Annotated in this window: 26 protein-coding genes and 1 pseudogene; 23 read left to right on the top strand and 4 right to left on the bottom strand. The window is 69.6% G+C overall.

Features of this window, described 5'->3' with window-relative positions:
- From ACZ4M3_RS27590 to ACZ4M3_RS27575, 4 genes are all read left to right on the top strand, one after another.
- Window positions 1-137 (top strand): vitamin B12 dependent-methionine synthase activation domain-containing protein (locus tag ACZ4M3_RS27590; protein ID WP_467737054.1); only part of this gene is annotated, 137 nt, incomplete at its 5' end.
- 112 nt (window positions 138-249) lie between these two features.
- Window positions 250-951 carry an HAD family hydrolase gene (locus tag ACZ4M3_RS27585; RefSeq protein WP_329193898.1) on the top strand — a complete coding sequence of 234 codons (702 nt, stop codon included), beginning with the start codon at window positions 250-252 and terminating at the stop codon, window positions 949-951.
- Between the two features lie 481 nt (window positions 952-1432).
- The gene (locus ACZ4M3_RS27580; protein ID WP_467737023.1) at window positions 1433-3037 is read left to right on the top strand and encodes an ABC transporter substrate-binding protein; all 1605 of its coding nucleotides are present in this window, start codon (window positions 1433-1435) and stop codon (window positions 3035-3037) included.
- Window positions 3038-3108: 71 nt separating this feature from the next.
- Window positions 3109-4689 (top strand): ABC transporter substrate-binding protein, encoded by a 1581-nt coding sequence (locus tag ACZ4M3_RS27575; protein ID WP_467737021.1) that lies wholly within the window; start codon window positions 3109-3111, stop codon window positions 4687-4689.
- A gap of 85 nt (window positions 4690-4774) precedes the next feature.
- Here ACZ4M3_RS27575 and ACZ4M3_RS27570 read toward each other — a convergent pair whose 3' ends face one another.
- Both ACZ4M3_RS27570 and ACZ4M3_RS27565 read right to left on the bottom strand, forming a co-directional pair.
- On the bottom strand, window positions 4775-5446 hold the full coding sequence (locus ACZ4M3_RS27570) for a response regulator (RefSeq protein ID WP_467737019.1): 672 nt from the start codon (window positions 5444-5446) through the stop codon (window positions 4775-4777).
- Window positions 5447-5541: 95 nt separating this feature from the next.
- Window positions 5542-6465 carry a RecB family exonuclease gene (locus ACZ4M3_RS27565; protein ID WP_467737017.1) on the bottom strand — a complete coding sequence of 308 codons (924 nt, stop codon included), beginning with the start codon at window positions 6463-6465 and terminating at the stop codon, window positions 5542-5544.
- Between the two features lie 68 nt (window positions 6466-6533).
- On the opposite strand from ACZ4M3_RS27565, the gene ACZ4M3_RS27560 reads away from it, so the two are divergent.
- The 3 genes from ACZ4M3_RS27560 (at window position 6534) to ACZ4M3_RS27550 (ending at window position 9603) form a co-directional block, all read left to right on the top strand.
- Window positions 6534-7853, top strand: coding sequence for a site-2 protease family protein (locus tag ACZ4M3_RS27560; RefSeq protein ID WP_467737015.1), 1320 nt, complete (start codon window positions 6534-6536; stop codon window positions 7851-7853).
- 18 nt (window positions 7854-7871) lie between these two features.
- Window positions 7872-8780, top strand: coding sequence for a tRNA (adenine-N1)-methyltransferase (locus ACZ4M3_RS27555; RefSeq protein WP_136211133.1), 909 nt, complete (start codon window positions 7872-7874; stop codon window positions 8778-8780).
- A 217-nt stretch (window positions 8781-8997) separates the two neighbouring features.
- Window positions 8998-9603 carry a hypothetical protein gene (locus tag ACZ4M3_RS27550; RefSeq protein WP_467737012.1) on the top strand — a complete coding sequence of 202 codons (606 nt, stop codon included), beginning with the start codon at window positions 8998-9000 and terminating at the stop codon, window positions 9601-9603.
- 4 nt (window positions 9604-9607) lie between these two features.
- On the opposite strand, the gene ACZ4M3_RS27545 is transcribed toward ACZ4M3_RS27550, so the two are convergent.
- Window positions 9608-9937: a ferredoxin gene (locus tag ACZ4M3_RS27545; protein ID WP_467737010.1), complete on the bottom strand. Its 330-nt coding sequence runs from the start codon at window positions 9935-9937 to the stop codon at window positions 9608-9610.
- Window positions 9938-10201: 264 nt separating this feature from the next.
- Here ACZ4M3_RS27545 and arc point away from each other — a divergent pair, with 264 nt between their 5' ends.
- The 6 genes from arc to prcA all read left to right on the top strand — a co-directional run bounded on the left by arc (window position 10202) and on the right by prcA (window position 16387).
- Window positions 10202-11968 (top strand): proteasome ATPase, encoded by a 1767-nt coding sequence (arc, locus tag ACZ4M3_RS27540; RefSeq protein WP_361314205.1) that lies wholly within the window; start codon window positions 10202-10204, stop codon window positions 11966-11968.
- A gap of 253 nt (window positions 11969-12221) precedes the next feature.
- Window positions 12222-13733: a depupylase/deamidase Dop gene (gene dop, locus ACZ4M3_RS27535; protein ID WP_467737008.1), complete on the top strand. Its 1512-nt coding sequence runs from the start codon at window positions 12222-12224 to the stop codon at window positions 13731-13733.
- Window positions 13734-13937: 204 nt separating this feature from the next.
- Window positions 13938-14150: a ubiquitin-like protein Pup gene (locus ACZ4M3_RS27530; protein ID WP_030016348.1), complete on the top strand. Its 213-nt coding sequence runs from the start codon at window positions 13938-13940 to the stop codon at window positions 14148-14150.
- Between the two features lie 42 nt (window positions 14151-14192).
- The gene (locus ACZ4M3_RS27525) at window positions 14193-14786 is read left to right on the top strand and encodes an endonuclease VII domain-containing protein (RefSeq protein ID WP_467737006.1); all 594 of its coding nucleotides are present in this window, start codon (window positions 14193-14195) and stop codon (window positions 14784-14786) included.
- Entirely contained in the window at window positions 14738-15577 is an 840-nt protein-coding gene (prcB, locus tag ACZ4M3_RS27520) for a proteasome subunit beta (RefSeq protein WP_467737004.1), read from the top strand. The genes ACZ4M3_RS27525 and prcB overlap by 49 nt, the downstream gene beginning before the upstream one ends.
- A 45-nt stretch (window positions 15578-15622) precedes the next feature.
- Window positions 15623-16387, top strand: a complete 765-nt coding sequence (gene prcA / locus ACZ4M3_RS27515) for a proteasome subunit alpha (RefSeq protein WP_467737002.1) — start codon at window positions 15623-15625, stop codon at window positions 16385-16387.
- 55 nt (window positions 16388-16442) lie between these two features.
- Here prcA and ACZ4M3_RS27510 read toward each other — a convergent pair whose 3' ends face one another.
- Window positions 16443-17441, bottom strand: a complete 999-nt coding sequence (locus ACZ4M3_RS27510; protein WP_467737000.1) for a LacI family DNA-binding transcriptional regulator — start codon at window positions 17439-17441, stop codon at window positions 16443-16445.
- A 145-nt stretch (window positions 17442-17586) separates the two neighbouring features.
- Here ACZ4M3_RS27510 and ACZ4M3_RS27505 point away from each other — a divergent pair.
- The 10 genes and pseudogenes from ACZ4M3_RS27505 (at window position 17587) to tatC (ending at window position 26032) form a co-directional block, all read left to right on the top strand.
- A pseudogene (locus tag ACZ4M3_RS27505) lies at window positions 17587-18922 on the top strand (MFS transporter).
- 9 nt (window positions 18923-18931) lie between these two features.
- Complete coding sequence (pafA, locus tag ACZ4M3_RS27500) at window positions 18932-20293, top strand: Pup--protein ligase (RefSeq protein WP_467736998.1); 1362 nt, start codon at window positions 18932-18934, stop codon at window positions 20291-20293.
- 141 nt (window positions 20294-20434) lie between these two features.
- A complete protein-coding gene (locus ACZ4M3_RS27495; protein WP_467736996.1) occupies window positions 20435-21376 on the top strand; it encodes an FKBP-type peptidyl-prolyl cis-trans isomerase in 942 nt (313 codons plus the stop codon).
- 56 nt (window positions 21377-21432) lie between these two features.
- Window positions 21433-21828: an FKBP-type peptidyl-prolyl cis-trans isomerase gene (locus tag ACZ4M3_RS27490; RefSeq protein WP_467736994.1), complete on the top strand. Its 396-nt coding sequence runs from the start codon at window positions 21433-21435 to the stop codon at window positions 21826-21828.
- A 140-nt stretch (window positions 21829-21968) separates the two neighbouring features.
- The gene (locus ACZ4M3_RS27485; RefSeq protein WP_467736992.1) at window positions 21969-22925 is read left to right on the top strand and encodes a helix-turn-helix transcriptional regulator; all 957 of its coding nucleotides are present in this window, start codon (window positions 21969-21971) and stop codon (window positions 22923-22925) included.
- A gap of 87 nt (window positions 22926-23012) precedes the next feature.
- Window positions 23013-23981, top strand: coding sequence for a helix-turn-helix transcriptional regulator (locus ACZ4M3_RS27480; RefSeq protein ID WP_467736990.1), 969 nt, complete (start codon window positions 23013-23015; stop codon window positions 23979-23981).
- Window positions 23982-23989: 8 nt separating this feature from the next.
- Entirely contained in the window at window positions 23990-24283 is a 294-nt protein-coding gene (locus ACZ4M3_RS27475) for a hypothetical protein (RefSeq protein WP_467736988.1), read from the top strand.
- Window positions 24284-24309: 26 nt separating this feature from the next.
- Window positions 24310-24510 (top strand): hypothetical protein, encoded by a 201-nt coding sequence (locus ACZ4M3_RS27470; RefSeq protein ID WP_467736986.1) that lies wholly within the window; start codon window positions 24310-24312, stop codon window positions 24508-24510.
- A 215-nt stretch (window positions 24511-24725) separates the two neighbouring features.
- A complete protein-coding gene (tatA, locus tag ACZ4M3_RS27465) occupies window positions 24726-25019 on the top strand; it encodes a Sec-independent protein translocase subunit TatA (RefSeq protein ID WP_467736984.1) in 294 nt (97 codons plus the stop codon).
- Between the two features lie 56 nt (window positions 25020-25075).
- The gene (gene tatC / locus ACZ4M3_RS27460; protein ID WP_467736982.1) at window positions 25076-26032 is read left to right on the top strand and encodes a twin-arginine translocase subunit TatC; all 957 of its coding nucleotides are present in this window, start codon (window positions 25076-25078) and stop codon (window positions 26030-26032) included.
- Window positions 26033-26062 lie beyond the last annotated feature (30 nt).

Here is a 26062-nt window from a genome sequence, read left to right as displayed (position 1 = left end):
GCGCCAAGATCGCCGACATGCTCCAGCCGGAGCGCATCGGCGTCCACCTCTCGGAGGAGTTCCAGCTCCACCCGGAGCAGTCGACCGACGCCATCATGATCCACCACCCCGAAGCGAAGTATTTCAACGCACGCTGACGCAGAGCGGCGTACACTGGTCGGTCCCATACAGGCCGGTCACCTGTTCCCCGGGCACGTCCCGCGGAGCGAGGTGACCGGCCTTCTCGTCCCCCGTGAGAGGTGTGTGCGCATGACCAGCACCGTTCCAGCCGCCGTCACCCGTACGACCGACGGTTCGGCCCTGCAGGCGGTACTGCTGGACATGGACGGCACCCTCGTCGACACCGAGGGGTTCTGGTGGGAGATCGAAGAGGAGATCTTCCGCGAGCTCGGCCACCGGCTGGAGGAGACCTGGCGCGACATCGTCGTCGGCGGCCCCATGAGCCGCAGCGCCGCCTTCCTGATCGAGTCCACCGGAGCCGCCATCGGCCTCGCCGAGCTCAGCGTGCTCCTCAACGAACGGTTCGAGGCCCGCATCGCCGACCAGGTGCCCCTGATGCCCGGCGCCGAGCGGCTGCTCGCCGAGCTGGCCCGGCACAACGTGCCCACCGCCCTCGTCTCCGCCTCCCACCGCCGCGTCATCGACCAGGTCCTGCTCACCCTCGGCCGCGACCGCTTCACCATGACGGTCGCCGGCGACGAAGTACCCCGGACCAAGCCCCACCCCGACCCGTACCTCCTCGCCGCCCAGGCCCTCGGCGCGCACCCCTCGCGCTGCGCCGTGATCGAGGACACCGCCACCGGTGTCGCCGCCGCCGAGGCCGCCGGCTGCCGGGTCGTCGCCGTGCCCTCCGTCGGCCTGATCCCCGCCGCGCCCGGCCGCACGATCGTGCGCTCCCTGGAAGAAGTGGACCTGGCGTTCCTGCGCTCGCTCATCACTCCGATGAACTGAACACGCACGCTGCGTACCGAACAGAACGAGTGTGCTGTCGGGCAGCGGCGAGAGGATCTTCCGCCCGGCGCCGCGGAGGCCGAAATTCCATCCCCGTGCTGGCAGTTGCCGCGGGGTGAGCTTGGTCACCTGACGGAACCGTCCCGGGCCCTCCCGCACGCCCTGAGCCGTTCCCTTGTGTCCGCATTGATCAGCTCCTGACCCCCTCTGCGCCCACTCTGGGATGAACGGTCAGTCCGCGCCCATGACCGTCCGGTTACGCCCCAACTCCTGCCAGTTCCAGCCATCCCGTCCCAGGCCACTAATGTCGACGCCGGGCACTGCGCCGCACCTCAGCTGTACCGGACACACACCCCTGTGCCGGTACCGCGTGGACCGATCGTCACACACCGGCCCGATCGTTCCGCCCTGAACGGGCGACCGCCGCCAAGTGCCCTCTACGCCGCTTTGAGCAAGTGCCGGGTGAGGGAGTACTTCCAGCATGAACCGCAAGACCATGGTGCTGACGGCCGCGATAGGCCTGCTCACCCCCGCGCTGTCCGCATGCGGCAGCGCGAGCGGAGGAGGAGCGGGAACCGGGGCGATCGTCGTCGGTACCACCGACCGGTTCGAAGCCGCCGACTACGCCCCCGCCCCCTTCGACCCCGCCTACGCCTACGACGCCGGCGCCTGGAACGTCCTGCGCCAGACCGTCCAGACGCTGATGCACACCCCCCGCGGCGGCGGCCGGCCCGTCCCCGAAGCAGCCTCCGACTGCCGCTTCACCGACTCCGGCAACGAGAGCTACCGCTGCACCCTGCGCCCCGGCCTCACCTTCGCCAGCGGTGACCCGCTCACCGCCAAGGACGTCAAGTTCTCCATCGACCGCGTCCTGGCCATCAAGGCGGAGAACGGCCCCTCCTCGCTGCTCTCCACCATCGACACCGTCGAGGCCAAGGGCGCCGACACCGTCGTCTTCCACCTCAAGACCGCCGACGCGACCTTCCCTTACAAGCTCTCGACCCCCGCCGCCGGCATCGTCAGCGCCAAGGACTACGACGCCAAGAAGCTGCGCGCCGGCTTCGCCGTCGACGGCTCCGGCCCGTACACGATGAAGGCCGAAGTCAAGGGCAACCAGCTCGTCCGCGCCGTCTTCACCAAGAACCCGCACTACCAGGGCGACATCAAGCTCCAGAACGACAAGGTCGAACTGCGCTCCTTCGCCGACTCCGACAGCATGGGCAAGGCCCTGCGCGACGGCGCCGTCCAGGTCGTCTCCCGCACCCTGTCGCCCGCCCAGATCGCCGAGTTCTCCGCGAAGCCGCCCAAGTCCGTCAAGCTGGTCCCGCTGCCCGGCCTGGAAATCCGCTACCTCGGCTTCAACACCGATGCGCCCGTCGTCAAGGACAAGGCCGTCCGCCAGGCCCTCGCCGCCGCCGTCGACCGCAACGCGCTGATCTCCAAGGTCTACGGCAAGGCCGCGCAGCCCCTGTACTCGCTGGTCCCCACCACCGTCACAGGACACGTGAACTCCTTCTTCAGCAAGTACGGCGAGGCCAACACCGCCAAGGCCGCCGACCTGCTGAAGAACGCCGGGATCAAGACCCCCGTCAAGCTGACCCTCAACTACACCACCGACCACTACGGTGACGGCACCGCCGCCGAGTTCGAGGAACTCAAGACCCAGCTGAACTCCACCCAGCTCTTCGACATCACCGTCCAGGGCAACGACTGGGCCGACTACCGCCCCGCGCAGAAGAAGGGCGACTACGCCGCCTACGGGCTCGGCTGGTTCCCCGACTACCCGGACGCCGACAACTTCCTCGCCCCGTTCCTGGAGCAGGACAACTTCCTGGGCACTCCGTACGCCAACGCCGCGGTACGCACCAGGCTCATCCCCGACTCCCGGCGCGCGGCCGACCGCACGGTCGCCGTGCCCGCGATCACGGAGATGCAGGACATCGTCGCCGACGACGTCCCCGTCCTGCCGCTGTGGCAGGGCAAGCAGTACGTCGCCGCCCGCGACGAGATCACCGGGGCGGAATGGTCGGTCAACGCCATCTCCGACCTCCAGCTGTGGGAACTCGGCCGGGGCGTCAGCGGCTGAGCAAGGCACCAGCCGGCAGCGGGTGTCGCAGGCCGGCGCAACGAGACAGTACGACTGTGAAGGACGTTCGCGTGATGAGACGTAACCAGTGGTTGGCAGCCCCGCTCGGCGCCGCAACCGCCGCCGCGCTGCTGAGCGGTTGCGGTTCGCAGGATGGCTCGGCCGCAGGCAGCGGCAAGGGTGTTGTCATGGGAATATCCGACAAGGTGAAGTCCACCGACCCCGCGTCGGGCTACGACCCGGGTTCCTGGCTCCTGTTCAACAACGTCTTCCAGTCGCTGCTGACCTTCCCCAAGGGCGGCACCAGCCCCGAACCCGACGCCGCCCAGACCTGCGGCTTCGAAGGCGCCGACAGCAAGGTCTACAAGTGCGTCCTGCGCGCCGGACTCAAGTTCAGCAACGGCGACAGCCTCACCTCCAAGGACGTCAAGTACTCCTTCGAGCGCACCCTGAAGATCAATGACGCCGCCGGCCCGGCCGTCATGCTCTCGTCGATCGCCGGCATCGAGACCCCCGACGAGAAGACCGTCATCTTCCGCCTCAAGACCTCCGACGCGACCTTCCCCAGCAAGATCGCCGCAGGTGCGGGCGCCATCGTCGACCACACCCAGTACCCGGCCGACAAGCTCCGCACCGACGGCAAGGCCGTCGGATCCGGTGTCTACAAGCTGGACTCCATCAGCGACAAGAGCGCCAACTTCTCGGTCAACGACTCCTACAGCGGCAAGGCCAAGCCGAAGAACACCGGCGTGACCATGAAGTTCTTCAACGACGACCAGGCCGCCCTGAAGAAGGTCCTCGAGAGCGGCGACGTCGACTTCGCCTTCCGCGGCCTCGCCGCCAAGGACATCGCCAGCCTCGCCAACAAGGCCGGCGACCAGAAGGTCGAGGTCGTCCAGGGCACCGGCGCCGAAGTCCAGCACCTCGTCTTCAACATGAACGACCCGGTCGCCGGAAAGCTCCCCATCCGCAAGGCCATCGCCTACCTCGTCGACCGCGAAGCGATCATCAAGGAGGTCTACGACGGCACCGCCACCTCCCTGTACTCGGTCGTCCCCGCCGGCATCGCCTCCCACAACACCGCCTTCTTCGACCGCTACGGCGGCAGCCCCCAGCTGGAGAAGGCCAAGAGCGTCCTGCGCGCCGCCAACGTCACGAACAAGGTGAAGATCACCCTGTACTCGACGCCCACCCGCTACGGGCCGGCCACCGACCAGGAACTCCAGCTCATCGCCAAGCAGCTCAACGACAGCGGCCTGTTCGACGCCGACGTGAAGTCCGTCGAGTTCGAGCAGTACGAGAAGGACATCGAAGCCGGCAAGTACGGCGTCTACGTCAAGGGCTGGGTGCCCGACTACCCGGACGCCGACAACTTCACCCAGCCGTTCTTCGGCCCGGACAACGTCCTGCACAACAACTACGACAACAAGGAGATCAGCGGGACCATCATCCCCTCGACCTCCGCGAAGTCCGACCGCACCGCGGCCAACACCGACTTCACCCGGCTCCAGGACATCGTCGCCGACGAGATCCCGCTCCTCCCGCTCTGGCAGGGCAAGCAGTACGCCGTCACCCGCCAGAACGTCACCGGCCTCCAGTGGTCGCTGGACGCCTCGACCGTCTTCCGCTTCTGGGAGATCAGCAAGGGCTGAGCCGCGCGAACGGGCCGGCAGCCGCACCACGCGGCTGCCGGCCCGTCGCCGTCATCACAAGCCCGCCGTCACCACGGCCGGCCGGCTACTGCGCGCCCGGGCGGACCAGGCCGCTCTCGTACGCGTACACCGCGGCCTGCACGCGGTCACGCAGGCCCAGCTTCGTCAGCACGTGCCCCACATGCGTCTTCACCGTGGTCTCGCTCACGAACAGGTCCGCCGCGATCTCCGCGTTCGACAGGCCCCGCGCCACCAGCTTCAGCACCTCCACCTCGCGCTCCGTCAACGTGCCCAAGGTGTCCGGGACGGTCTCCGCGCCCGACGGCAGGTGCCCCGCGTACTTGTCCAGCAGCCGCCGCGTGATGCTCGGCGCGAGCATCGCCTCGCCGCCCGCCACCACCCGGATCGCCTGCACCAGCTCGGTCGCCGGAGCGTCCTTGAGCAGGAAACCGCTCGCCCCCGCCCGCAGCGCCTCCACCACGTACTCGTCCAGATCGAACGTGGTCAGCACCAGCACCTTCGCCGGCCCGTCCCGACCCGGCCCGGTGATCTGGCGCGTCGCCTCCACCCCGTCCATCCGCGGCATCCGGATGTCCATCAGCACCACATCGGGCTGCAGCGCCCGCACCTGGTCCAGCGCCTGGAGCCCGTCCCCGGCCTCACCGACCACCGCCAGGTCCGGCTCCGCCTCCAAGATCATCCGGAAGCCGGTGCGCAACAGCGGCTGGTCATCGACCAACAGGACGCGGATCGCCACAGGGGTACCTCATCTTCGGGATCTTCATCTTCGGGATCTTCGGACTTCGAACGGCGGCTTCGCCGGGCGCCGCCCATTCTGCCCTGACCCGGCGATCAGGAACCCCCCGGTCCGTCCGGCCCCTCCGCCGCCGCCCGGGGAACGATCACCAGCGGATACACCGGGGGAGTCCCACCGAACTCCGGACACACCGCCTGATGATCACACCAGCCGCACAGCTTCGTGCGCCGCGGCCGCCACACCCCCGTCTCCGTCGCCTCCACGATCGCGTCCCACAACGCCAGCAGCTTGCGCTCCACCCGCTCCAGATCCGCCACCACCGGGTCGTACGTCACCACGTCCCCACTGCCCAGGTAGACCAGCTGCAGCCGCCGCGGCACCACCCCCTTCAACCGCCACACCACCAGCGCGTAGAACTTCATCTGGAACAGCGCGCCCTCCGCGTACTCCGGCCGCGGCGCCTTGCCCGTCTTGTAGTCCACGATCCGGACCTCGCCCGTCGGCGCCACGTCCACCCGGTCGATGATCCCGCGCAGCCGCAGCCCCGACTCCAGCTCCGTCTCCACGAAGAACTCCCGCTCCACCGGCTCCAGCCGCGTCGGGTCCTCCAACGTGAACCACCGCTCCACCAGCGCCTCGGCCTCCGTCAGCCAACGCGCCAGACCCTCCCCCTCAGCACCCGCCGGGAACAGCTCCGTCAGCTCCGGCTTCGCCTCCAGCAGCCGGTCCCACTGCCCCGGGAGCAACGCCTTGGCCCGCGGAGCCGTCCGCTCCTGCGCGGGGTGGTCGAACAACCGCTCCAGCACCGCGTGCACCAGCGTCCCCCGCGTCGCCGCCGCACTCGGCTTCTCCGGCAGCTTGTCGATCACCCGGAACCGGTACAGCAACGGACACCGCATGAAATCGCTCGCCCGCGAAGGCGACAGCGAAGCGGGCCGCACCGCGCCGGCCGGCCCCTCGGGCGCGGCATCGGCATCGGCAGCAGCCACGCCAGGAACAGGACCGGGGCTCGTCGTCATGCGTAAAACCCTACGACCCGCCACCGACAGCACGCGCATACCATCGACTCCGTGCCCCCTCGCACTGCATGATCAGAGCATCACACCGTGCTACCGCGCCACCGCACACCCACCCGACACACCCGCACAACGCCCCGCACACCACCGGCGGAACCGCCCCACCGGACAGCACCGAACGAAGGACAGCCGTGCCAGACACCGACGAAACCGGCGAGCGCGCACCCAAGCGCTCCGACCCGGGCGGCGGACTCCTCATGGGCCGCCCCTTCGGCGTACCCGTCTACGTCTCGCCCAGCTGGTTCCTCGTCGCCGCCCTCATCACCTGGGTCTTCGGCAACCAGCTCGACCGCGTCCTGCCCGAACTCGGACCGGCCCGCTACCTCGTCTCCCTCTTCTTCGCCGTCGCCTTCTACGCCTCCGTGCTCGTCCACGAACTCGCACACACCGTCGCCGCCCTGCGCTTCCGGCTCCCCGTACGCCGCATCCGGCTCCAGTTCTTCGGCGGCGTCTCCGAAATCGAGAAGGAAGCCGAAACCCCCGCCCGCGAATTCGTCCTCGCCTCGGTCGGCCCCCTCCTCTCCCTCCTCCTCGCCGGCGCCTTCTACCTCGGCATGGAAGCCGTCGACGCCCCCACCGTCCCCGGCGTCCTCCTCGCCGGCCTCATGATCTCCAACCTGCTCGTCGCCGCCTTCAACCTGCTCCCCGGCCTCCCCCTCGACGGCGGCCGCATGCTCCGCGCCGTCATCTGGGGCATCACCGGAAAACCCATGGCCGGCACCGTCGCCGCCGCCTGGGTCGGCCGCGCCCTCGCCGTCGCCGTCCTCATCGGCCTGCCCCTGGTCACCCAGACCGGACTCCTCGGCAACCGCAGCCAGGAGATCGGCGGCATGGACACCGTCATGGACGCCCTGCTCGCCGCGATCCTCGCCGCCATCATCTGGACCGGCGCCGGCAACAGCCTGCGCATGGCCCGCCTGCGCCAGCACCTCCCCGAACTCCAGGCCCGCGCCCTCACCCGCCGCGCCATCCCCGTCGAGAACGCCACCCCCCTCTCCGAAGCCCTCCGCCGCGCCAACGAAGCCGGAGCCCGCGCCCTCGTCGTCGTCGACGGACACGGCGACCCCACCGCCATCGTCCGTGAGACCGCCATCGCCTCCGTCCCCGAACACCGCCGCCCCTGGATCGCCGTCAGCACCCTCTCCCAGGACCTCACCGAAGGCATGAAGGTTTCCACGGACCTCGCCGGCGAAGACCTCCTCGACCACCTCCGCGCCACCCCCGCCACCGAATACCTCGTCCTCGAACCCGGCGGCCGGATCTACGGCGTCCTGTCCACCACGGACGTCGAAAAAGCCTTCGTGAAGGCCATGGCGCGGCCCCAGTCCTGAACCCAATACACTGGTCACATGTCCGAACCGACCGGTGCCGCCCGCCGACGCGGGCCCTTCGAGGTCGGGGACCAGGTTCAGCTCACCGACCCCAAGGGCCGCCACTACACGTTCACGCTCGAAGCCGGGAAGAATTTCCACACCCATAAGGGTTCCTTCCCGCACGACGAGCTGATCGGTGCTCCCGAGGGCAGTGTTGTCCGTACCACGGGAAACGTCGCGTACCTCGCGCTGCGCCCCCTGCTCCCCGACTATGTCCTGTCCATGCCCCGCGGTGCCGCCGTGGTCTACCCCAAGGACGCCGGCCAGATCCTGGCCTTCGCCGACATCTTCCCCGGCGCCCGCGTCGTGGAAGCCGGCGTCGGCTCCGGCTCCCTGAGCAGCTTCCTGCTGCGCGCCATCGGCGACCAGGGCATGCTCCACAGCTACGAGCGCCGCGCGGACTTCGCCGAGATCGCCACCGCCAACGTCGAACGCTACTTCGGCGGCCCCCACCCCGCGTGGCAGCTCACCGTCGGCGACCTCCAGGACAACCTGTCCGACACCGACGTCGACCGCGTGATCCTCGACATGCTCGCCCCCTGGGAATGCCTGGAAGCCGTCTCCAAGGCACTCGTGCCCGGCGGCATCCTCTGCTGCTACGTGGCCACCACCACCCAGCTCTCGCGCACCGTCGAATCCATCCGCGAGTTCGGCTGCTACGCCGAGCCGCAGCCCTGGGAATCGATGATCCGCAACTGGCACGTCGAAGGCCTCGCCGTCCGCCCGGACCACCGGATGATCGGCCACACCGGCTTCCTCGTCACCGCCCGCCGCCTCGCGGACGGCGTCGAACCCCCGATGCGCCGCCGCCGCCCCTCCAAGGGCGCCTACGGCGAGGACTACGAAGGACCGGGCAGCCAGAGCCGCGGCGGCGACCGCGACTGACCCACCGGCCCGCGCCCACCCGGCGCAGACCCCAACACGAAGGCGCTGCGGCGCAGTTCCCCCGACCGGACGGGAACTGCGCCACAGCGCCTTTTCGTTACCGGGACCGACAGCTCCGGACGCCGTCGGCACCCACCCGCACCCACCCGTTCCACCCCGGTGTGAGGTGTGGCACGATGCTGGCACCGCGTCACCCTTCGCACAGGAGACACCCCGCGTGCTGCACAGCCCCACCGAGCCGGCCCCCGTACTGGACACCCTGGCGCACGGTGGCGCCGACGCCATCCACTGGGTCGCCACGGCCACCGCGATGGCCGCCGTCATAGCCGCCGCGGGCTTCCTCCAGCCCGATCCCGCGACCGGCGCCCCGGTCACCGCGACCTCCGCCGCGGCCCCCGCCGGCCCGCCGGCCGCCGCCCCCGACGCGCACGCCGTCAGCTACCCCCTCGACTGCAGGGGCATGCCGCACCTCGTCACGGCCACCGCCGAGGGCGACCTCGACGGCGACGGCCGCCCCGAGACCGTGGCCGCCGTCCGCTGCGACGCGGGCTCCGGCGCCCCGCCGCACGCCATCTACGTCCTGACCCAGGACAAGACCCCGGGCGCCCCGCCACGCGTCGTCGCCACCCTGCTCGACACCGCCCGCCGGCAGACCGCCACCGACCTCACCATCAGTGACGCCGCGGTAACAGCACGTCTCCTCGGATACTCCTCACCGGCGGTCCCGCGCTACAGCCCCGACACCGAACAGCTCGCCAAGTGGCGCTGGACGGGCGGAAAATTCCGCCAGGAGCTTACCGACGCACGCCCCGGCCGGGTGTGAACCGTCACTCCGCGTCAGGGCCGTACACCTCGACCCGGTCGGCAACACGGCGGACGTGGATGCAGTCACCCGGGCATTCCTTCGCCGAATCGACCACGTCCTGGAGCAGCGTCAGCGGAACCGGAGTCGTCGCCCCCGGGGCCTGGAGGAGCTCGTCCTCCGCACTCTTCACGTACGCCAGACCGTCGATGTCCAGCTCGAACACCTCCGGGGCGTACTGCACGCAGATGCCGTCGCCGGTGCACAGGTCCTGGTCGATCCACACCTCCAGCGACGCCCCGGCCTCGTCGGCACCGGCGGTTCCGTCGGAGGTTGCCTCCTGCTGCACGGTCATATCTCCTGCCGTTCCCTGCACTGAGTGATCCCTCCCGGTCACAACTCGCGACAAGTCGCGCGGGCCCTGACGGGTGTTGAACGCTTCGACCTTACAACCGGCTGCTTTCCGATGCTGCTGGGTGGGTATTTCCTTGGCGAGAGGGAGTACGCAAGGGTGAAGATCGGACACACCTCTACCGTCTTTGTGATCTAGGGGTTTCAATCACCACCAGCCCAGGTAGGGTCAGGAAGCGTCCAGCTCCCCTTGGAGGAGGTGAGGACCGTGGCAGCCCACGACGACGACATCAACCGCGGCATCCGGCCCGGGCGAGGGTCCGAGGACCCCGCTGGCCAGGTTGCCTATCTCGAGCAGGAAATCGCCGTCCTGCGACGCAAGCTCGCCGACTCACCGCGTCACACGAGGATTCTCGAAGAGCGGATCGTAGAGCTCCAGACGAATCTGGCCGGCGTATCCGCACAGAACGAACGACTGGCGAATACCCTCCGTGAGGCCCGCGACCAGATCGTGGCCCTCAAGGAAGAAGTCGACCGGCTCGCCCAGCCGCCGGCCGGCTTCGGTGTCTTCCTGCAAGCCAACGAGGACGGCACCGTCGACATCTTCACCGGAGGCCGCAAACTCCGCGTGAACGTGAGCCCCAGCGTCGACCCGGAAGAGCTCCGGCGCGGCCAGGAGGTCATGCTCAACGAAGCGCTCAACGTGGTCGAAGCCATGGAATTCGAGCGCGCCGGGGACATCGTCACCCTCAAGGAGATCCTTGAGGACGGCGAGCGCGCCCTGGTCATCGGGCACACCGACGAGGAACGGGTGGTGAGGCTCGCCGAGCCGCTCCTGGACATCACCATCCGCCCCGGCGACGCCCTGCTCCTCGAACCCCGCTCCGGCTACGTCTACGAAGTGGTCCCCAAGAGCGAGGTCGAAGACCTCGTCCTCGAAGAGGTCCCGGACATCGACTACGACAAGATCGGCGGCCTGGGCGACCAGATCGAACTGATCCGCGACGCGGTCGAGCTCCCCTACCTCTACCCGGACCTCTTCAAGGAGCACGAACTGCGCCCGCCGAAGGGCATCCTGCTCTACGGCCCCCCCGGCTGCGGCAAGACGCTCATCGCCAAGGCCGTCGCCAACTCCCTTGCCAAGAAGGTCGCCGAGGTCACCGGCCGCCCCACCGGGAAGTCCTACTTCCTGAACATCAAGGGCCCCGAACTCCTCAACAAGTACGTCGGCGAGACCGAGCGGCACATCCGCCTCGTCTTCCAGCGTGCCCGTGAGAAGGCCAGCGAGGGCACCCCCGTCATCGTCTTCTTCGACGAGATGGAATCCCTCTTCCGCACCCGCGGATCCGGCGTCAGCTCGGACGTGGAGAACACCATCGTCCCCCAGCTCCTCGCCGAGATCGACGGCGTGGAAGGCCTGGAGAACGTCATCGTCATCGGCGCCTCCAACCGCGAGGACATGATCGACCCGGCCATCCTGCGCCCCGGCCGGCTCGACGTGAAGATCAAGATCGAGCGCCCGGACGCCGAGGCCGCCAAGGACATCTTCGCCAAGTACCTCAAGGCCTCGCTGCCCCTGCACGCGGACGACCTGTCCGAACACCAGGGCTCCACGGCCGGCACCGTCCACAGCATGATCCAGACCGTCGTCGAGCAGATGTACGCCGAAAGCGAGGAAAACCGCTTCCTCGAGGTCACGTACGCCAACGGCGACAAGGAAGTCCTCTACTTCAAGGACTTCAACTCCGGCGCCATGATCCAGAACATCGTGGACCGGGCCAAGAAGATGGCGATCAAGGCCTTCCTCGAACACAACCAGAAGGGCCTGCGGGTCGCCCACCTCCTCCAGGCCTGCGTGGACGAGTTCAAGGAGAACGAGGACCTGCCCAACACCACCAACCCGGACGACTGGGCCCGAATCTCCGGAAAGAAGGGCGAGCGGATCGTATTCATCCGCACCCTCGTCACCGGAAAGCAAGGCGCGGACACCGGACGCTCCATCGACACGGTGGCAAACACCGGTCAGTACCTCTGACAAAGCGGGGCGGCTGCGGGTGCCCCCCACCGGGGCACCCGCAGCCGACTGCTTTACCGACTGCATTTTCCAGCCGGTGGCAGGACAAATTCAATGACTGAAATGATCTCCCCACCAGCGCGGAGTGGTTCTAGGCTCATCCGTACCGCAGGTCGCGCAGTGCGGGGACGGACGCCGCACACGACGCATCGGAGCACCAGCGGTACTTGAGCGCCGCTCCCGGACGGGAGCGCCGCCGGGCAAGGAGGGCCGCATGACCGTACGGCGAGTAATGGGGATCGAGACGGAGTACGGGATCTCCGTCCCGGGACACCCGAACGCCAATGCCATGCTCACCTCGTCCCAGATCGTCAACGCCTACGCGGCGGCGATGCACCGGGCGCGCCGAGCCCGCTGGGACTTCGAGGAGGAGAACCCGCTGCGGGACGCCCGCGGCTTCGACCTCGCCCGCGAGGCCGCCGACAACAGCCAGCTGACCGACGAGGACATCGGCCTCGCCAACGTGATCCTCACCAACGGCGCCCGGCTCTACGTCGACCACGCCCACCCCGAATACAGCTCCCCGGAGATCACCAACCCGCTCGACGCCGTCCTCTGGGACAAGGCCGGCGAGCGGATCATGGCCGAGGCCGCCGAACGCGCCGCCCAGCTCCCCGGCGCCCAGCCCATCCACCTCTACAAGAACAACACCGACAACAAGGGCGCCTCCTACGGCACGCACGAGAACTACCTGATGAAGCGGGAGACCCCCTTCTCCGACATCGTGCGCCACCTGACCCCCTTCTTCGTCTCCCGCCAGGTCGTCACCGGCGCCGGCCGCGTCGGCATCGGCCAGGACGGCCGCGACCACGGCTTCCAGATCAGCCAGCGCGCCGACTACTTCGAAGTCGAGGTCGGCCTGGAGACCACCCTCAAACGGCCGATCATCAACACCCGCGACGAGCCGCACTCCGACGCCGAGAAGTACCGCCGGCTCCACGTGATCATCGGCGACGCCAACCTCTCGGAGATCTCCACCTACCTGAAACTCGGCACGACCGCGCTGGTCCTGTCCATGATCGAAGACGGGTTCATCAACGTCGACCTCGCCGTCGACCAGCCCGTACGCACCCTCCACCAGGTCTCCCACGACCCCGACCTGCACCACCTGATCACGCTGCGCAGCGGCCGGACACTCACCGCCGTACAGCTGCAGATGGAGTACTTCGAGCTGGCCCGCAAGTACGTGGACGAGCGGTTCGGCACGGACGCGGACGAGCAGACCAAGGACGTCCTCGCTCGGTGGGAGGACGTCCTCGGCCGCCTGGAGACCGACCCGATGAGCCTGTCGGGGGAGCTGGACTGGATCGCCAAACGAGAGCTCCTGGAGGGCTACCGCAGGCGCGACGGGCTCGACTGGGACGCGGCCCGGCTGCACCTGGTCGACCTCCAGTACGCGGACGTACGCCCGGAGAAGGGCCTGTACAACCGCCTGGTGGCCCGCGGCAAGATGAAGCGGCTGCTGGCGGAGCCGGCGGTGGAGCGGGCCGAGGGCAAGCCCCCGGAGGACACCCGGGCCTACTTCCGGGGCCGGTGCCTGGAGCAGTACGCGGACGACGTGGCGGCGGCCTCGTGGGACTCGGTGATCTTCGACCTCCCGGGCCACGACTCGCTGCAGCGCGTACCGACGCTGGAGCCGCTGCGCGGGACGCGGGCCCACGTGAAGGAGCTCCTGGACCGCTGCCGCACGGCGGAGGACCTGGTACGGGTCCTGTCGGGCCGCTGACCGCGGCTCCGGCCCTTTCCGGGCCCCGGGCGGGGCCTGAAAAGGCCCCGGTCTGGGAATCATGGGAACACCCGGACGTTATGAAAGTGCGGGGACGGATGTCGGACCCTCCTTGTAGGGTCCGGCATAAGGTCTGATCTTGGGAGAGGTCCCGGTCCGGGATCTCTCGACGTGAGCGTGCGAACCGAGCGGGGTGAGGTAGACATGGCGACCAAGGACACCGGCGGCGGACAGCAGAAGGCGACGCGCTCGACCGAGGAGGTCGAGGAGGCCGCGGTCGAAGAATCGACCGACCTCAAGGAGCGCCAGGAGAAGCTCTCCGACGACGTCGACTCCGTGCTTGACGAGATCGACGACGTCTTGGAAGAGAATGCTGAGGATTTCGTGAGGTCATTCGTGCAAAAGGGCGGCCAGTAGGTCGCTTGACCTTCGATTCGAAGGTTCTGCGGGGGGCGGGGGATGGATGGCGTCGAGGGGACGAAGCGATGCTCGCGCTGCAAGACGTACAGGTCACGGGCTGAGTTCGCGTCCAATCGGGCGATGAAGGATGGCCTCCAGGCCTACTGTCGGGGTTGTCAGGCAGAGCAGCATCGAGAACGCCAGCTCGCGAAGGGGCGGACGGTACGGGAAAAGGTGGCCGTGCCGTCCGGCCACAAGCGGTGCCCACAGTGCGAGGAAATCAAGCCCCATTCGGAATGGGAGCCCAACAAAACTTCATCCGACGGCTGGAGCAGCTACTGCCGTGTCTGTCGGGCCCAGCGGAACCGCGCGAGCTATTTCAAGCGCAAGTACGGCATCACCGAGGCTGAACGCGACGGCATGATCGCGACTCAAGGCGGGACCTGCCTGCTCTGTCGGACAGCTCCGGCAGAGCACGTTGATCACGATCATCAGACGGGTAAGGTCCGAGGCGTACTGTGCTTCAGCTGCAACGCCGGACTGGGGCAGTTCAAGGATCGGCCGGACGTCATACGGCGTGCAGCCGCTTACGTGGAAGGAAACCTGTGGAACCCAACACTCGTAGCACAGGGCGTCTACCGGCAGCCTTCCTGACGCCGGGGTCCTCGTCCTTCATGGACTTCCTGGGCGCGCAGGCGCCCGACATGCTGCCCGGCAACCGCAAGTTGCCGGAGGGGATCGTCGAGGCGCCGCACGGGACGACCATCGTGGCCGTCACCTTCCCCGGCGGGGTCGTGCTCGCCGGTGACCGGCGGGCGACCATGGGGAACATGATCGCGCAGCGGGACATCGAGAAGGTGTTCCCGGCCGACGAGTACTCCGCCGTCGGCATCGCCGGTACGGCCGGTCTGGCCGTGGAGATGGTGAAGCTGTTCCAGCTGGAGCTGGAGCACTTCGAGAAGGTGGAGGGGACGACCCTGTCCCTGGAGGGCAAGGCGAACCGGCTCTCGACCATGATCCGGAGCAATCTGGGGATGGCGATGCAGGGGCTGGCCGTCGTGCCGCTGTTCGCCGGGTACGACGAGGCCAAGGAGAAGGGCCGGATCTTCTCGTACGACGTGACCGGCGGCCGCTCCGAGGAGCACGGTTTCGCCGCCACCGGTTCGGGCTCGATCTTCGCCAAGGGCTCGATGAAGAAGCTGTACCGCCCCGACCTGACGGAGGAGCAGGCCACCACGCTGGTCGTGCAGGCGCTGTACGACGCCGCCGATGACGACTCGGCGACGGGTGGGCCCGACCTCTACCGTCACATCTATCCCATCGTCACCGTCATCACCGATGAGGGCTTCCGTCGGTTGACCGACGACGAGTCGCAGGAGATCGCCCGTACGGTCACCAACCGTCGGCTCGAGCAGCCGGACGGCCCGCGCGCCGCCCTGCTCTGACCATCCGTCGCCCCGTAGGACCCAGAAGAAAGGGACGGACAGCCGGTGTCGACTCCGTTCTATGTGTCACCCCAGCAGGCCATGGCCGACCGGGCGGAATACGCCCGGAAGGGCATCGCCCGCGGTCGCAGCCTGGTCGTGCTGCAGTACGCCGACGGCATCGTGTTCGTCGGGGAGAACCCGTCCCGTGCGCTGCACAAGTTCAGCGAGATCTATGACCGGATCGGCTTCGCGGCCGCCGGCAAGTACAACGAGTACGAGAACCTGCGGATCGGTGGTGTGCGGTACGCGGATCTGCGCGGGTACACCTATGACCGCGATGACGTGACGGCCCGTGGGCTGGCGAACGTGTATGCGCAGACGCTGGGCACGATCTTCTCCAGTGCGGGTGAGAAGCCGTACGAGGTGGAGCTGGTCGTGGCGGAGGTCGGTGCGACGGCCGCGGGGGACCAGATCTACCGGTTGCCGCACGACGGGTCGATCGTGGACGAGCACGGTTCGGTCGCGGTGGGTGGCAATGCCGAGCAGATCAGTACGTACCTGGACCAGCGGCACCGGGACGGGATGACGCTGTCCGAGGCGTTGAAGCTGGCGGTGCAGGCGCTGTCCAGCCAGGCGAACGGTGCGGACAAGTCGATCCCGGCCGAGCGGCTGGAGGTCGCGGTGCTGGACCGGACGCGGCCGCAGCAGCGGAAGTTCAAGCGGATCCGGGGCCGGCAGCTGGCGCGGCTGCTGGAGGCGGACGTGCCGGCGGCGGCTCAGGCCGACGCGGTGTCGAACGACGAGGGTCCGGAGGACGAGTCGGAGTAGTGCGTGTCGGGGGAGCCCCGGTCTGCCGTTGCGGCGGGCCGGGGCTTTCGTGCGTTCAGGCTCGGGGGGCGGGGCCGGAGGAGTCGCGGACGACGAGGCCGACGGGGATGTCGGGGGCGGACCAGTGGGTGCCTTCGAGGACGGCGAGGAGGGCGGTCATGCCCTGTCGGCCGACGGTTTCGGCGGGGAGGCGGACGGTGGTGAGTTCGGGTTCGACGGCGGTGGCGAGGGCGAGGTCGTCGAAGCCGGTGACGGAGAGGTCGTCGGGGACGCGCAGGCCGAGGCGGCGGGCGGCCTTGCAGGCGCCGGCGGCGAGGATGTCGTCGTCGCAGATCACGGCGGTGGGGCGGGGGCCGGGGGTGGTGAGGGCGGCTTCCAGGGCGGTGCGGGCGCCGGTGACGGTGAGGGGGGCGCGTACGGTGCGCAGCTCGGCGGTGGCTTTGAGGAGGCCGGCGAGGGCGCGGGCGCGGATGCGGAAGGTCCAGGAGTCGACGGCGGAGGCGAGGTGGAGGAAGCGGCGGTGGCCGTGGGCGAGGAGGTGTTCGGCGGTTTGCCGCATGCCGTCGGCCATGGCGAGGTTGACGTGGGCGGCGGCGGTGTGGGAGGCCGGGTCGCTGTCGAGCATGACGAGGGGGAGGCCGTTGCCGCCGATGGCGTCGAGGGCGTCGGCGGCCATGGAGGAGGCGATGACTCCGTCGAGGGCGGCGCGGGCGGAGGCGAAGGGGTCGCGGGCGGGGCCGGTGCCGTCGGGGGAGGGGTAGAGGACGACGCCGAAGCCGTGTTCGGCGGCGACTTCGGCGGCGCCGGTGTAGACGCGGGCGAAGAATTCGTTGGTGAGGGCGGGGACGACGAGGAGGGCGGTGCGGGTGCTGCCGAGGCGGAGGTTGCGGGCGGCGAGGTTGGGGCGGTAGCCGATGTGGGTGGCGGTTTCGCGGACGAGGGCGGCGGTGCGTTCGGAGACGCGGCCGCGCCATTTGTCGCCGAGGACGAGGGAGACGGTGGCTTGGGAGACCCCGGCGGCGGTGGCGACGTCCCGGCTGGTGGGTCTCGTCACGCGGGGCTCCTGTAGTGCGAGGTCACGGGGGTGGGGGCGGTGGGGGCGGGTGGGCCGTCTGGACTGGCGGGTTGTGGCCATGGTACGTATGGCGGGTCACGTTATACGTATTACTCCGGCTTGATCCGGGCAGGAAGGGGCGGACATGGCCGCGGGTTATGCGGAGCTGCTCAAAACCCGGCACGCCGCGAGGCTGTTGGTGGGGACGCTCATAGGGCGGCTGCCGAACGCGACGGCGCCGATCGCGATCGTGCTGTTCACCCGGGCGGAGGGGGGCAGCTACAGCCTCGCGGGGGCGCTGGCGGCGGTGTACGGCGTGGCGAACGCCGTGGGGCAGCCGTTGCTGGGCCGGGCGGTGGACCTGTACGGGCAGCCGCGGGTGCAGTTGCCGGCGGCGGTGGTCTCCGCGCTGGGGATGGTGTGGCTGGCACTCGCGGGGACGGGGTCGGTGGCGGCGGCGTACGCGGCGGTGGTGGTGGCGGGGTTGTTCACGCCGCCGCTGGAGGGGGGCCTGCGGGCGCTGTGGCCGTCGGTGCTGGGCGGCAGGGAGGAGCGGGTCCATGCCGCGTATGCGATGGACGCGGTGGCCCAGGAGGTCATGTTCACGGTCGGCCCGCTGCTGGTGACGCTGTTCGTGTCGCTGTGGGACCCGGCGGTCGCCCTGGTGCTGCTCAACGGGATCGGGGTGCTGGGGGCCCTGTCGGTGGTGGTGTCGCGGCCGTCGCGGGAGTGGCGTTCGGAGCCGCGGGCGGCGCACTGGCTCGGCGCTCTGCGCTCGCGCGGGCTGCTGGCGCTGCTGGGGGCGTTCTTCTTCGTGGGTACGGCGCTGGGGTCGATCACGGTGGCGGGTGTGGCGTACGCGGACGGTCATGGCGGTCAGGCGGTGTACGGCTGGCTGATGGCGGCGCTGGGGTTGGGTGCGCTGTTCGGCGGGGTGCTGTACGGGGCCCGGCAGTGGCCGGGGGCGCCGGAGCGGCGGCTGCGGGTGCTGGTGGCGTTGCTGGCGGCGGGTTATCTGCCGTTGATGCTGGTGCCGGGGGTGGTGGCGATGACGGCGCTGACGGCGCTGGCGGGGGTGTTCCTGGCGCCGGCGATCGCGTGTGCGTTCATCGTGGTGGACCGGCACGCTCCGGCGGGGACGGTGACGGAGGCGTTCTCGTGGCTGGTGACCTTCTTCGGGGTGGGGGCGGCGATCGGTACGGCGGCGGCGGGTCCGGCGGTGGAACTGGGTGGCACGGCGGCCGGTTTCGCGGTGGCGGGTGTGGCGGGTGGCGCGGCGTTGCTGGTGCTGACGGCCACTCAGCGGGTGCTGGCCTCGGCCGGGCGCAGCCGGGCGGTGGCGGGGTCCGGCGCGGGTGGTGCGGGGCAGCTGCCGGGTGACGCCGGTACGGCCCGTGCGGACGGCGTGTCGGAGCCCTTCGCGGGAAACTGATCGGAACCCCGCTCTCGAACCCGGTTTCAGAACAGGGCAGAAGGCGTAATGTTCAGTCATGGACCGCCGCATTTTCGGGCTGGAGAACGAGTACGGCGTCACGTGCACGTTCAGGGGACAGCGCCGACTGTCACCTGACGAAGTGGCGCGCTACCTCTTCCGCCGTGTCGTGTCATGGGGCCGCAGCAGCAATGTCTTCCTGCGGAACGGCGCCCGCCTCTACCTCGACGTGGGTTCGCATCCGGAATATGCAACTCCCGAATGCGACAACCTGACCGAACTGGTCACTCACGACAAGGCCGGCGAGCGCATTCTCGAAGGCCTGCTCGTCGATGCCGAACGCCGCCTGCACGAGGAGGGGATCGCGGGCGACGTCTACCTCTTCAAGAACAACACCGACTCGGCGGGCAATTCGTACGGCTGCCACGAGAACTACCTGGTGGCGCGGCACGGTGAATTCTCCCGCCTGGCGGACATCCTCATTCCGTTCCTCGTCACGCGCCAGCTGATCTGTGGCGCGGGCAAGGTCCTGCAGACCCCGCGGGGTGCGGTCTACTGCGTGAGCCAGCGCGCGGAGCACATCTGGGAGGGCGTCAGCTCGGCCACGACCCGGTCCCGGCCGATCATCAACACGCGGGACGAGCCGCACGCGGACGCGGAGCGGTACCGCCGGCTGCACGTGATCGTCGGGGACTCGAACATGTCCGAGACGACCATGCTGCTCAAGGTGGGGGCCACCGACCTGGTGCTGCGGATGATCGAGGCGGGGACCGTGATGCGGGACCTGACCCTGGAGAACCCGATCCGGGCGATCCGCGAGGTCAGCCACGACATCACGGGCCAGCGCAAGGTGCGCCTGGCCAGCGGGCGCGAGGCGTCGGCGCTGGAGATCCAGCGCGAGTACTACGACAAGGCGCTGGACTTCGCCGAGCGCCGCGGCATCCGTACGGGTGTGGTGGAGCAGGTGCTGGAGCTGTGGGGCCGTACCCTCGACGCGATCGAGGCGGAGGACCTGGACCGGGTCGGGACCGAAATCGACTGGGTCATGAAGTACCAGCTGATCGAGCGGTACCGGGACAAGCACAACATGACGATGTCGAATCCGCGGGTCGCCCAGATAGACCTCGCCTATCACGACATCCACCGCCGGCGCGGGCTGTACTACCTGCTGGAGCGCAAGGGGCAGGCGGCTCGGATCTGCAACGACCTCAAGATCTTCGAGGGCAAGTCGGTGCCTCCGCAGACGACGCGGGCGCGGCTGCGCGGCGATTTCATCCGCCGGGCGCAGGAGCAGCGGCGGGACTTCACCGTCGACTGGGTGCACCTGAAGCTGAATGACCAGGCGCAGCGGACGGTGCTGTGCAAGGACCCGTTCCGTTCGGTGGACGACCGGGTGGAGAAGCTGATCGCCGGTATGTAGCCGCTCCGCGGCCCGGCGGACGGCGGCAAAGTGTGACATCTCACTGATCTTGGCCGGGGCCCCGTACGTATCTCGTACGGGGCCCCGTCCACGCCTTAGAGTGGCGGGCGACCGCGTTGCCGTCTGAGATCTGAGGAACACGTGCGCCGACTTGCCGGCCTGCTGGTCGTACCCCTTCTGCTGCTGACGACGGCAGCCTGCGGTGACGACAGCGGCTCCGACTCCGCCCAGATGAAGAACGGGGTGCCCGCGATCACGAAGGGCGCCGAGTTCGGGGAGAAGCCGACCCTGTCGAAGGGGAAGGGCGACCCGCCGAAGGAATTGAAGGCGGTGGTTCTCCACGAGGGCACCGGCCCGGTGCTGAAGGCGAAGGACGTCGCCCAGGTCAATTACTACGGCCAGGTGTGGGACGGCAAGGAGCCCTTCGACGAGAGCTTCAGCAAGGGCAAGACCTTCGATGTGACCGTGGGCGCGGGCATGGTCATCAAGGGCTGGGACCAGGGCCTGGCGGGCAAGAAGGTCGGCAGCCGGGTCGAGCTGGTGATCCCGCCGGACCTCGGTTACGGCGCGCAGGGTTCGGGCGAGAAGATCAAGCCGAACGCCACGCTGGTGTTCGTGGTGGACATCGTCAAGGGTGCCAGCGTCCCGGTGTCGGCGACGGGCAAGGAAGTCCCGCAGGACGACAAGGACCTGCCGAAGGTCGGTACGAACACGGACGGCAAGGAAGTGTCGGTGACCGTCCCGAAGGACGCCGCCCCGCCCGCGAAGCTGGTCTCGAACTACGTCCTGGAGAGTGACGGCCCGGTCGTGAAGGACACCGACACGGTCGTGGTGAAGTTCAACGGCAAGACCTGGAAGGACGACAAGACCTTCGAGAGCACCTACGCCACCGACACGGTGGTGACGTGGCCGCTGTCCGACCTGTCGGTCAAGGGTCTCAAGGACGGCATCCTGGGCAAGAAGGCCGGCAGCCGGATCCTGTTGGTGATCCCGCCGGACCAGGCGTTCGCCGACAAGGAGCAGGGGACGATCCCGGCCAATTCGACGCTGGTGTTCAGCCTCGACATCCTCGCGGTGATGTAACACTTGGTTCCGGTTTCCTCCCGGCCCCGGCCGGGAGGCGCCCCCTGTTGGTTCGTATGAGGAGCAGTTCCGTGAGCGACAAGCTCGAGAAGCCCGAGATCGACTTCCCCGAGGGCCCCGCCCCGTCCGACCTCGTGGTCGAGGACATCTGGGTGGGCGACGGCGCCGAGGCCGAGGCCGGTGCGTTCGTCAAGGTCCACTACGTGGGTGTGGCGTTCTCGACCGGCGAGGAGTTCGACGCCTCCTGGAACCGTGGTACCCCGCTGGAGTTCAAGCTGGGTGTCGGCCAGGTCATCGAGGGCTGGGACCGGGGTGTCCAGGGCATGAAGGTGGGCGGCCGTCGCAAGATCACGATCCCGGCGCACCTCGCGTACGGTGACCGTGGCGCCGGCGGCGGCGTGATCGCCCCGGGCGAGACGCTGATCTTCGTCTGTGACCTGATGGCCGCCTGAGCGACCGCGCCGTCACAGCCGTGGGCCCCTGCCGTGAGGCGGGGGCCCTCGCTTTTGCCGGGGACCTCCGGGGCGGTACGGTCAACGGTCACGGGTGTGTACGCCGGTGGGTGTACGTCGGGAAGGGCGGAAGGGCGTCGATGGCGATTGCCAAGGCCGAGCGGCTGATGAACCTGGCGCTGTGTCTGCTGGGGACCCGGAGGCCGCTGAGCAAGCGTGAGCTGCGGGGTTCCATCGAGGCGTACCTGGAAGCGGGGAACGACGAGTCCTTCAACCGCATGTTCGAGCGGGACAAGGACGATCTGCGCGAACTCGGTCTGGTGATCGAGACGGTGGAGAACCTGGAGGGCGAGACCGGCTACCTGGCCCGCCGGGACAGCAACCGGCTGCCGCCGGTCTCCCTGGACGCCGAGGAGGCCGCCGCCCTGGGACTGGCGGCCAAGGTGTGGCAGCAGGCCCGGCTGGCGGGCGCCGCCAGCGGGGCGCTCCAGAAGCTGCGCGCGGGCGGGATGCCGGAGGCCGGTGACCCGTACGAGGGCCAGCACAGCGCGATCGAGCCGCGCATCCCGGTCCACGAGGCGGCCTTCGAGCCGCTGATGCTGGCCTGCCGGGACCGGCGGCCGGTGGTGTTCGACTACCGCAAGTCCACCGCCGCCCACCCGGAGACCCGGCAGGTGGAGCCGTGGGCGCTGGAGTGCTGGCGGGGCCACTGGTACCTGGCGGGCTTCGACCGCGACCGCGTGGCGGAGCGGGTGTTCCGGCTGTCGCGGATCACCGGCAAGGTCCGGTCGCGGGCCGCCAAGTACACCGCGCCGGTGCCGGACGTGGTGACGGTACGGGAGACCGTGGCGAGCTGGGCCGGGGAGAGCGCGGACCGCAGCGCGCGGATCCGGCTGCGGGCCGGGGCCGGGTACCCGCTGCGGGCCAGGGCCACCTCCGTCAAGGAGGGCGGCGACGGCTGGGACGAGTTGGAGATCCCGTACGGGCACGGCCTGGACGCCTGGCTGGTGGAGTTCGGCCCGGACGTGGTGGTGGTGGAGCCCGCCGATCTGCGGGCGGACGTGGTGGACCGGCTGCGCGCCGTCGCGCTCGGCTGACCGGCCGCGGCGGGGAGCGGCCGCGCCGGGGAAATCCGTACCGCTCGGATGTCATGAACGCACGCCCTGAGGGGGAGACGTACCAGCATGGCTGCGAACGCCATTGACCAGACCCGCCGGATGCTGTCCTTGGTGACGTATCTGCGCGAACGCCCCGGGGCGCACGTCGCCGACGTCGCGCGCGCCTTCGGGATCACCGAGGACGAGCTGATCTCGGACCTCGACGTGCTGCCCATGTGCGGGACGAGCTTCCGCGGCGGGGACCTGCTCGACATCGACACCGACGGGGAGCGCATCTGGTGGCGCAACCCCGACGCGTCGGGGGAGTCGACGGCCGAGCCGCTGCGGCTGGCCGCCGACGAGGCGACCGCGCTGCTGGTCGCCGCCCGGGCGGTGGCGACCCTGCCGGGGCTGCGCGAGAGCGACCGGGACGCGCTGCTGCGGGCCACCGCGAAGCTGGAGGCGGCCGCGGGCGAGGCGGCGGGGGCCAGCTCCCGGCTGTCGGTGACCTTCGAGTCCGAGGGCGGGGTGTTCGCGGACGTCGACCGGGCCATCGCCGAGCGCCGCCGGCTGTGGCTGCGCTACTACTCGCCGGCGCGGGACGAGCTGACCGAGCGGACGGTGGACCCGATCCGGCTGTTCGCGGTGGGGCACACGTACATGGAGGGCTGGTGCCACCTGTCCGAGGCCCGGCGCACCTTCCGGCTGGACCGGGTCGCGGAGATCCGGCTGCTGGACGAGCGGGCCGAGCCGCCCGCGATCGAGCCGCGCGACCTGTCGGAGGGGCTGGTCCAGCCGGCCGCGGAGGACCCGGAGGTGGTGGTCGAGGTGGGCCCCGGCGGGCGCTGGGTCGCCGAGTACTACCCGCACGACAGTGCCGAGGAACTGGCCGGGGGCGGCCTGCGGATCACGCTGCGCAGCCCGGATCCGGCCTCGCTGCGCCGGCTCGCGCTGCGGCTGGGCCGGGAGGGGCGGATCGTGTCGCCTCCGGAGCTGGCGGAGAGCGCGTGCAGCGCCGCTCGAGCGGCACTCGCGGGATACGGGGAACAGGGCTAGGGGGAGCGATGCCGGCAACATCGGGGGGCGGCCCGGGACCGGCCGCCGGTCCGGGGCAGAAGCGGCCCGGGGCCGGTGCAGCCCGGGGCGGTCCGGTCACCTTCAAGGCCGGGTGCCCGGAGTGCCGCGGGCGGTTCGAGCTCGCGGCGGGCGCGCTGCGCCTGGCGATCGGGGGCAGCCGCCGCAGCACGTTCTACTCGTTCACCTGCCCGCAGTGCGGGGCGCAGGTGCGCAAGCCCGCCGGGGACCGGATCGTGGAGCTGCTGACGGGCGGCGGGGTGTGCACCCTGCGCAGCGTGTGAGGCGGCGGCGGCGCTAGGCTCCTCCCATGCTGTGGCCGATGCTCGCAATTGCCCTGGGTTTCCTCGGTCTCGCCGTGCTGGCGGTGCCGGCCGTGCGGGTGTTCCTGGCGGTGCGCCGGCTGTCGGCGCAGGTGGCCGAGGCCAGCCGCCGGGTCACCGAGGCCGCGGGCGACCTGGAGCGGGCCGCCACGGATCTGGCCGGGGCCGGCCGGGCGGCGAGCCGGTAGGCGTACCCTCGTAGAAACCTCGCGTACGGGGTCGTACGATCCCTTGACCGGGTCCGGGTCCGGGTCCGCCCGCGCCGCAGGGGGCGGGGAGACGCCGGGTGATTGCCGGGCGTTAACCCCTGGGGGTTACGATCCATGCAGGAGCGGTGCCGGGACTGCGTCCCGGGCCGCCCGTCGCCCTTAACCAGCCGTTTCGGTGAGAAGGAAGTCAGCCCATGATCGGCAATCTGAAGCCTCTTGAGATCCTCCTGATCATCGCCGTGATCTTCCTGCTGTTCGGTGCCAAGAAGCTCCCCGACATGGCGCGCTCCCTCGGCAAGTCGGCCCGCATCCTCAAGAGCGAGGCCAAGGCGATGAAGCAGGACGGCCAGGCCGAGGAAGCCGCCGCCGCCCCCGTCGCCGACCAGGCCCCGCAGCAGCCGGTCGCGCCGCGCACGATCCAGGCCTCGCCCGGTGACGTGACCAGCGCCCGTCCGGTCGGCGAGCCGAACCGCACCACCCAGGGCTGACAGCCTGCGGCCTCACCGGTCACGCCAGTCATCTGCAACGAGACGAGGGACGTGGGTTGCTCAAGTCTGCCCGCAAGCAGGGTCAAGCGAACAAGGACGCCGAAGGGCGGATGCCCCTTGTCGAGCACCTGCGTGAGCTGAGAAACCGCCTGATGAAGTCGGTCCTGGCGATCCTCGTGATCACCGTGGTGGCGGCCTTCTTCTACAAGAACCTCATCGACTTCATGCTGAAGCCGATGCTGGACTCCGTGGGCTGCACCAACGGGGTGGTCTCGCAGCGCAACGGCCGCCCCTGCGCCGACATGACCGTGAACGGCCTCATCGCGCCGTTCTCGATCGCCCTCAAGGTCTCGCTCACCGCCGGCGTGGTGCTCTCCGCGCCGGTGTGGCTCTACCAGCTGTGGGCGTTCGTCGCTCCCGGGCTGCACAGCCACGAGAAGAAGTACGCCGTCGGCTTCGTCGCGGCCGGAGCGCCGCTGTTCGCCGCCGGCGCGGTGCTCGCGTACAAGATCCTCCCGCAGACCGCGATGATCCTGCTGGAGTTCACGCCCGACAACGCGCGCAACCTGCTGCCGGTCGACGACTACCTCGACCTGGTCACGCGCATGGTCGTCGTGTTCGGTCTCGCCTTCGAGCTGCCGCTGCTGCTGATCCTGCTCAACTTCACCGGTGTGCTCACCGCCAGGCGACTGGCGAGCTGGTGGCGGATCATGGTGCTCGGCATCACGATCTTCGCGGCGTTCGCGACGCCCACCGGCGACCCGCTCACCATGATGTCGCTGGCCGCCCCGATCATCGCCCTGTACTTCATCGCGCTCGGCCTCTGCCTGCTCAACGACCGCAGGCGCAAGCGGCGCAACCCCGACGCCGATCTGGACGACGACGAGGCCTCCGTGCTGGACCTGACGCCCGCGCCCATCGGGGCGGTGGAGGCGGCTCCGGCCGCCTCGGCCCTGCCCGCGCAGGACGACGGCGGGCGCGAGCGGATCAACGGGTACGACGACGCGACCTGACGGTCCCGCCCCCGGGGCCGGTCCTCGGGC

The sequence above is a fragment of the Streptomyces sp. NPDC026522 genome (assembly GCF_055567555.1).
This window is presented reverse-complemented; position numbering and strand designations above follow the sequence as displayed.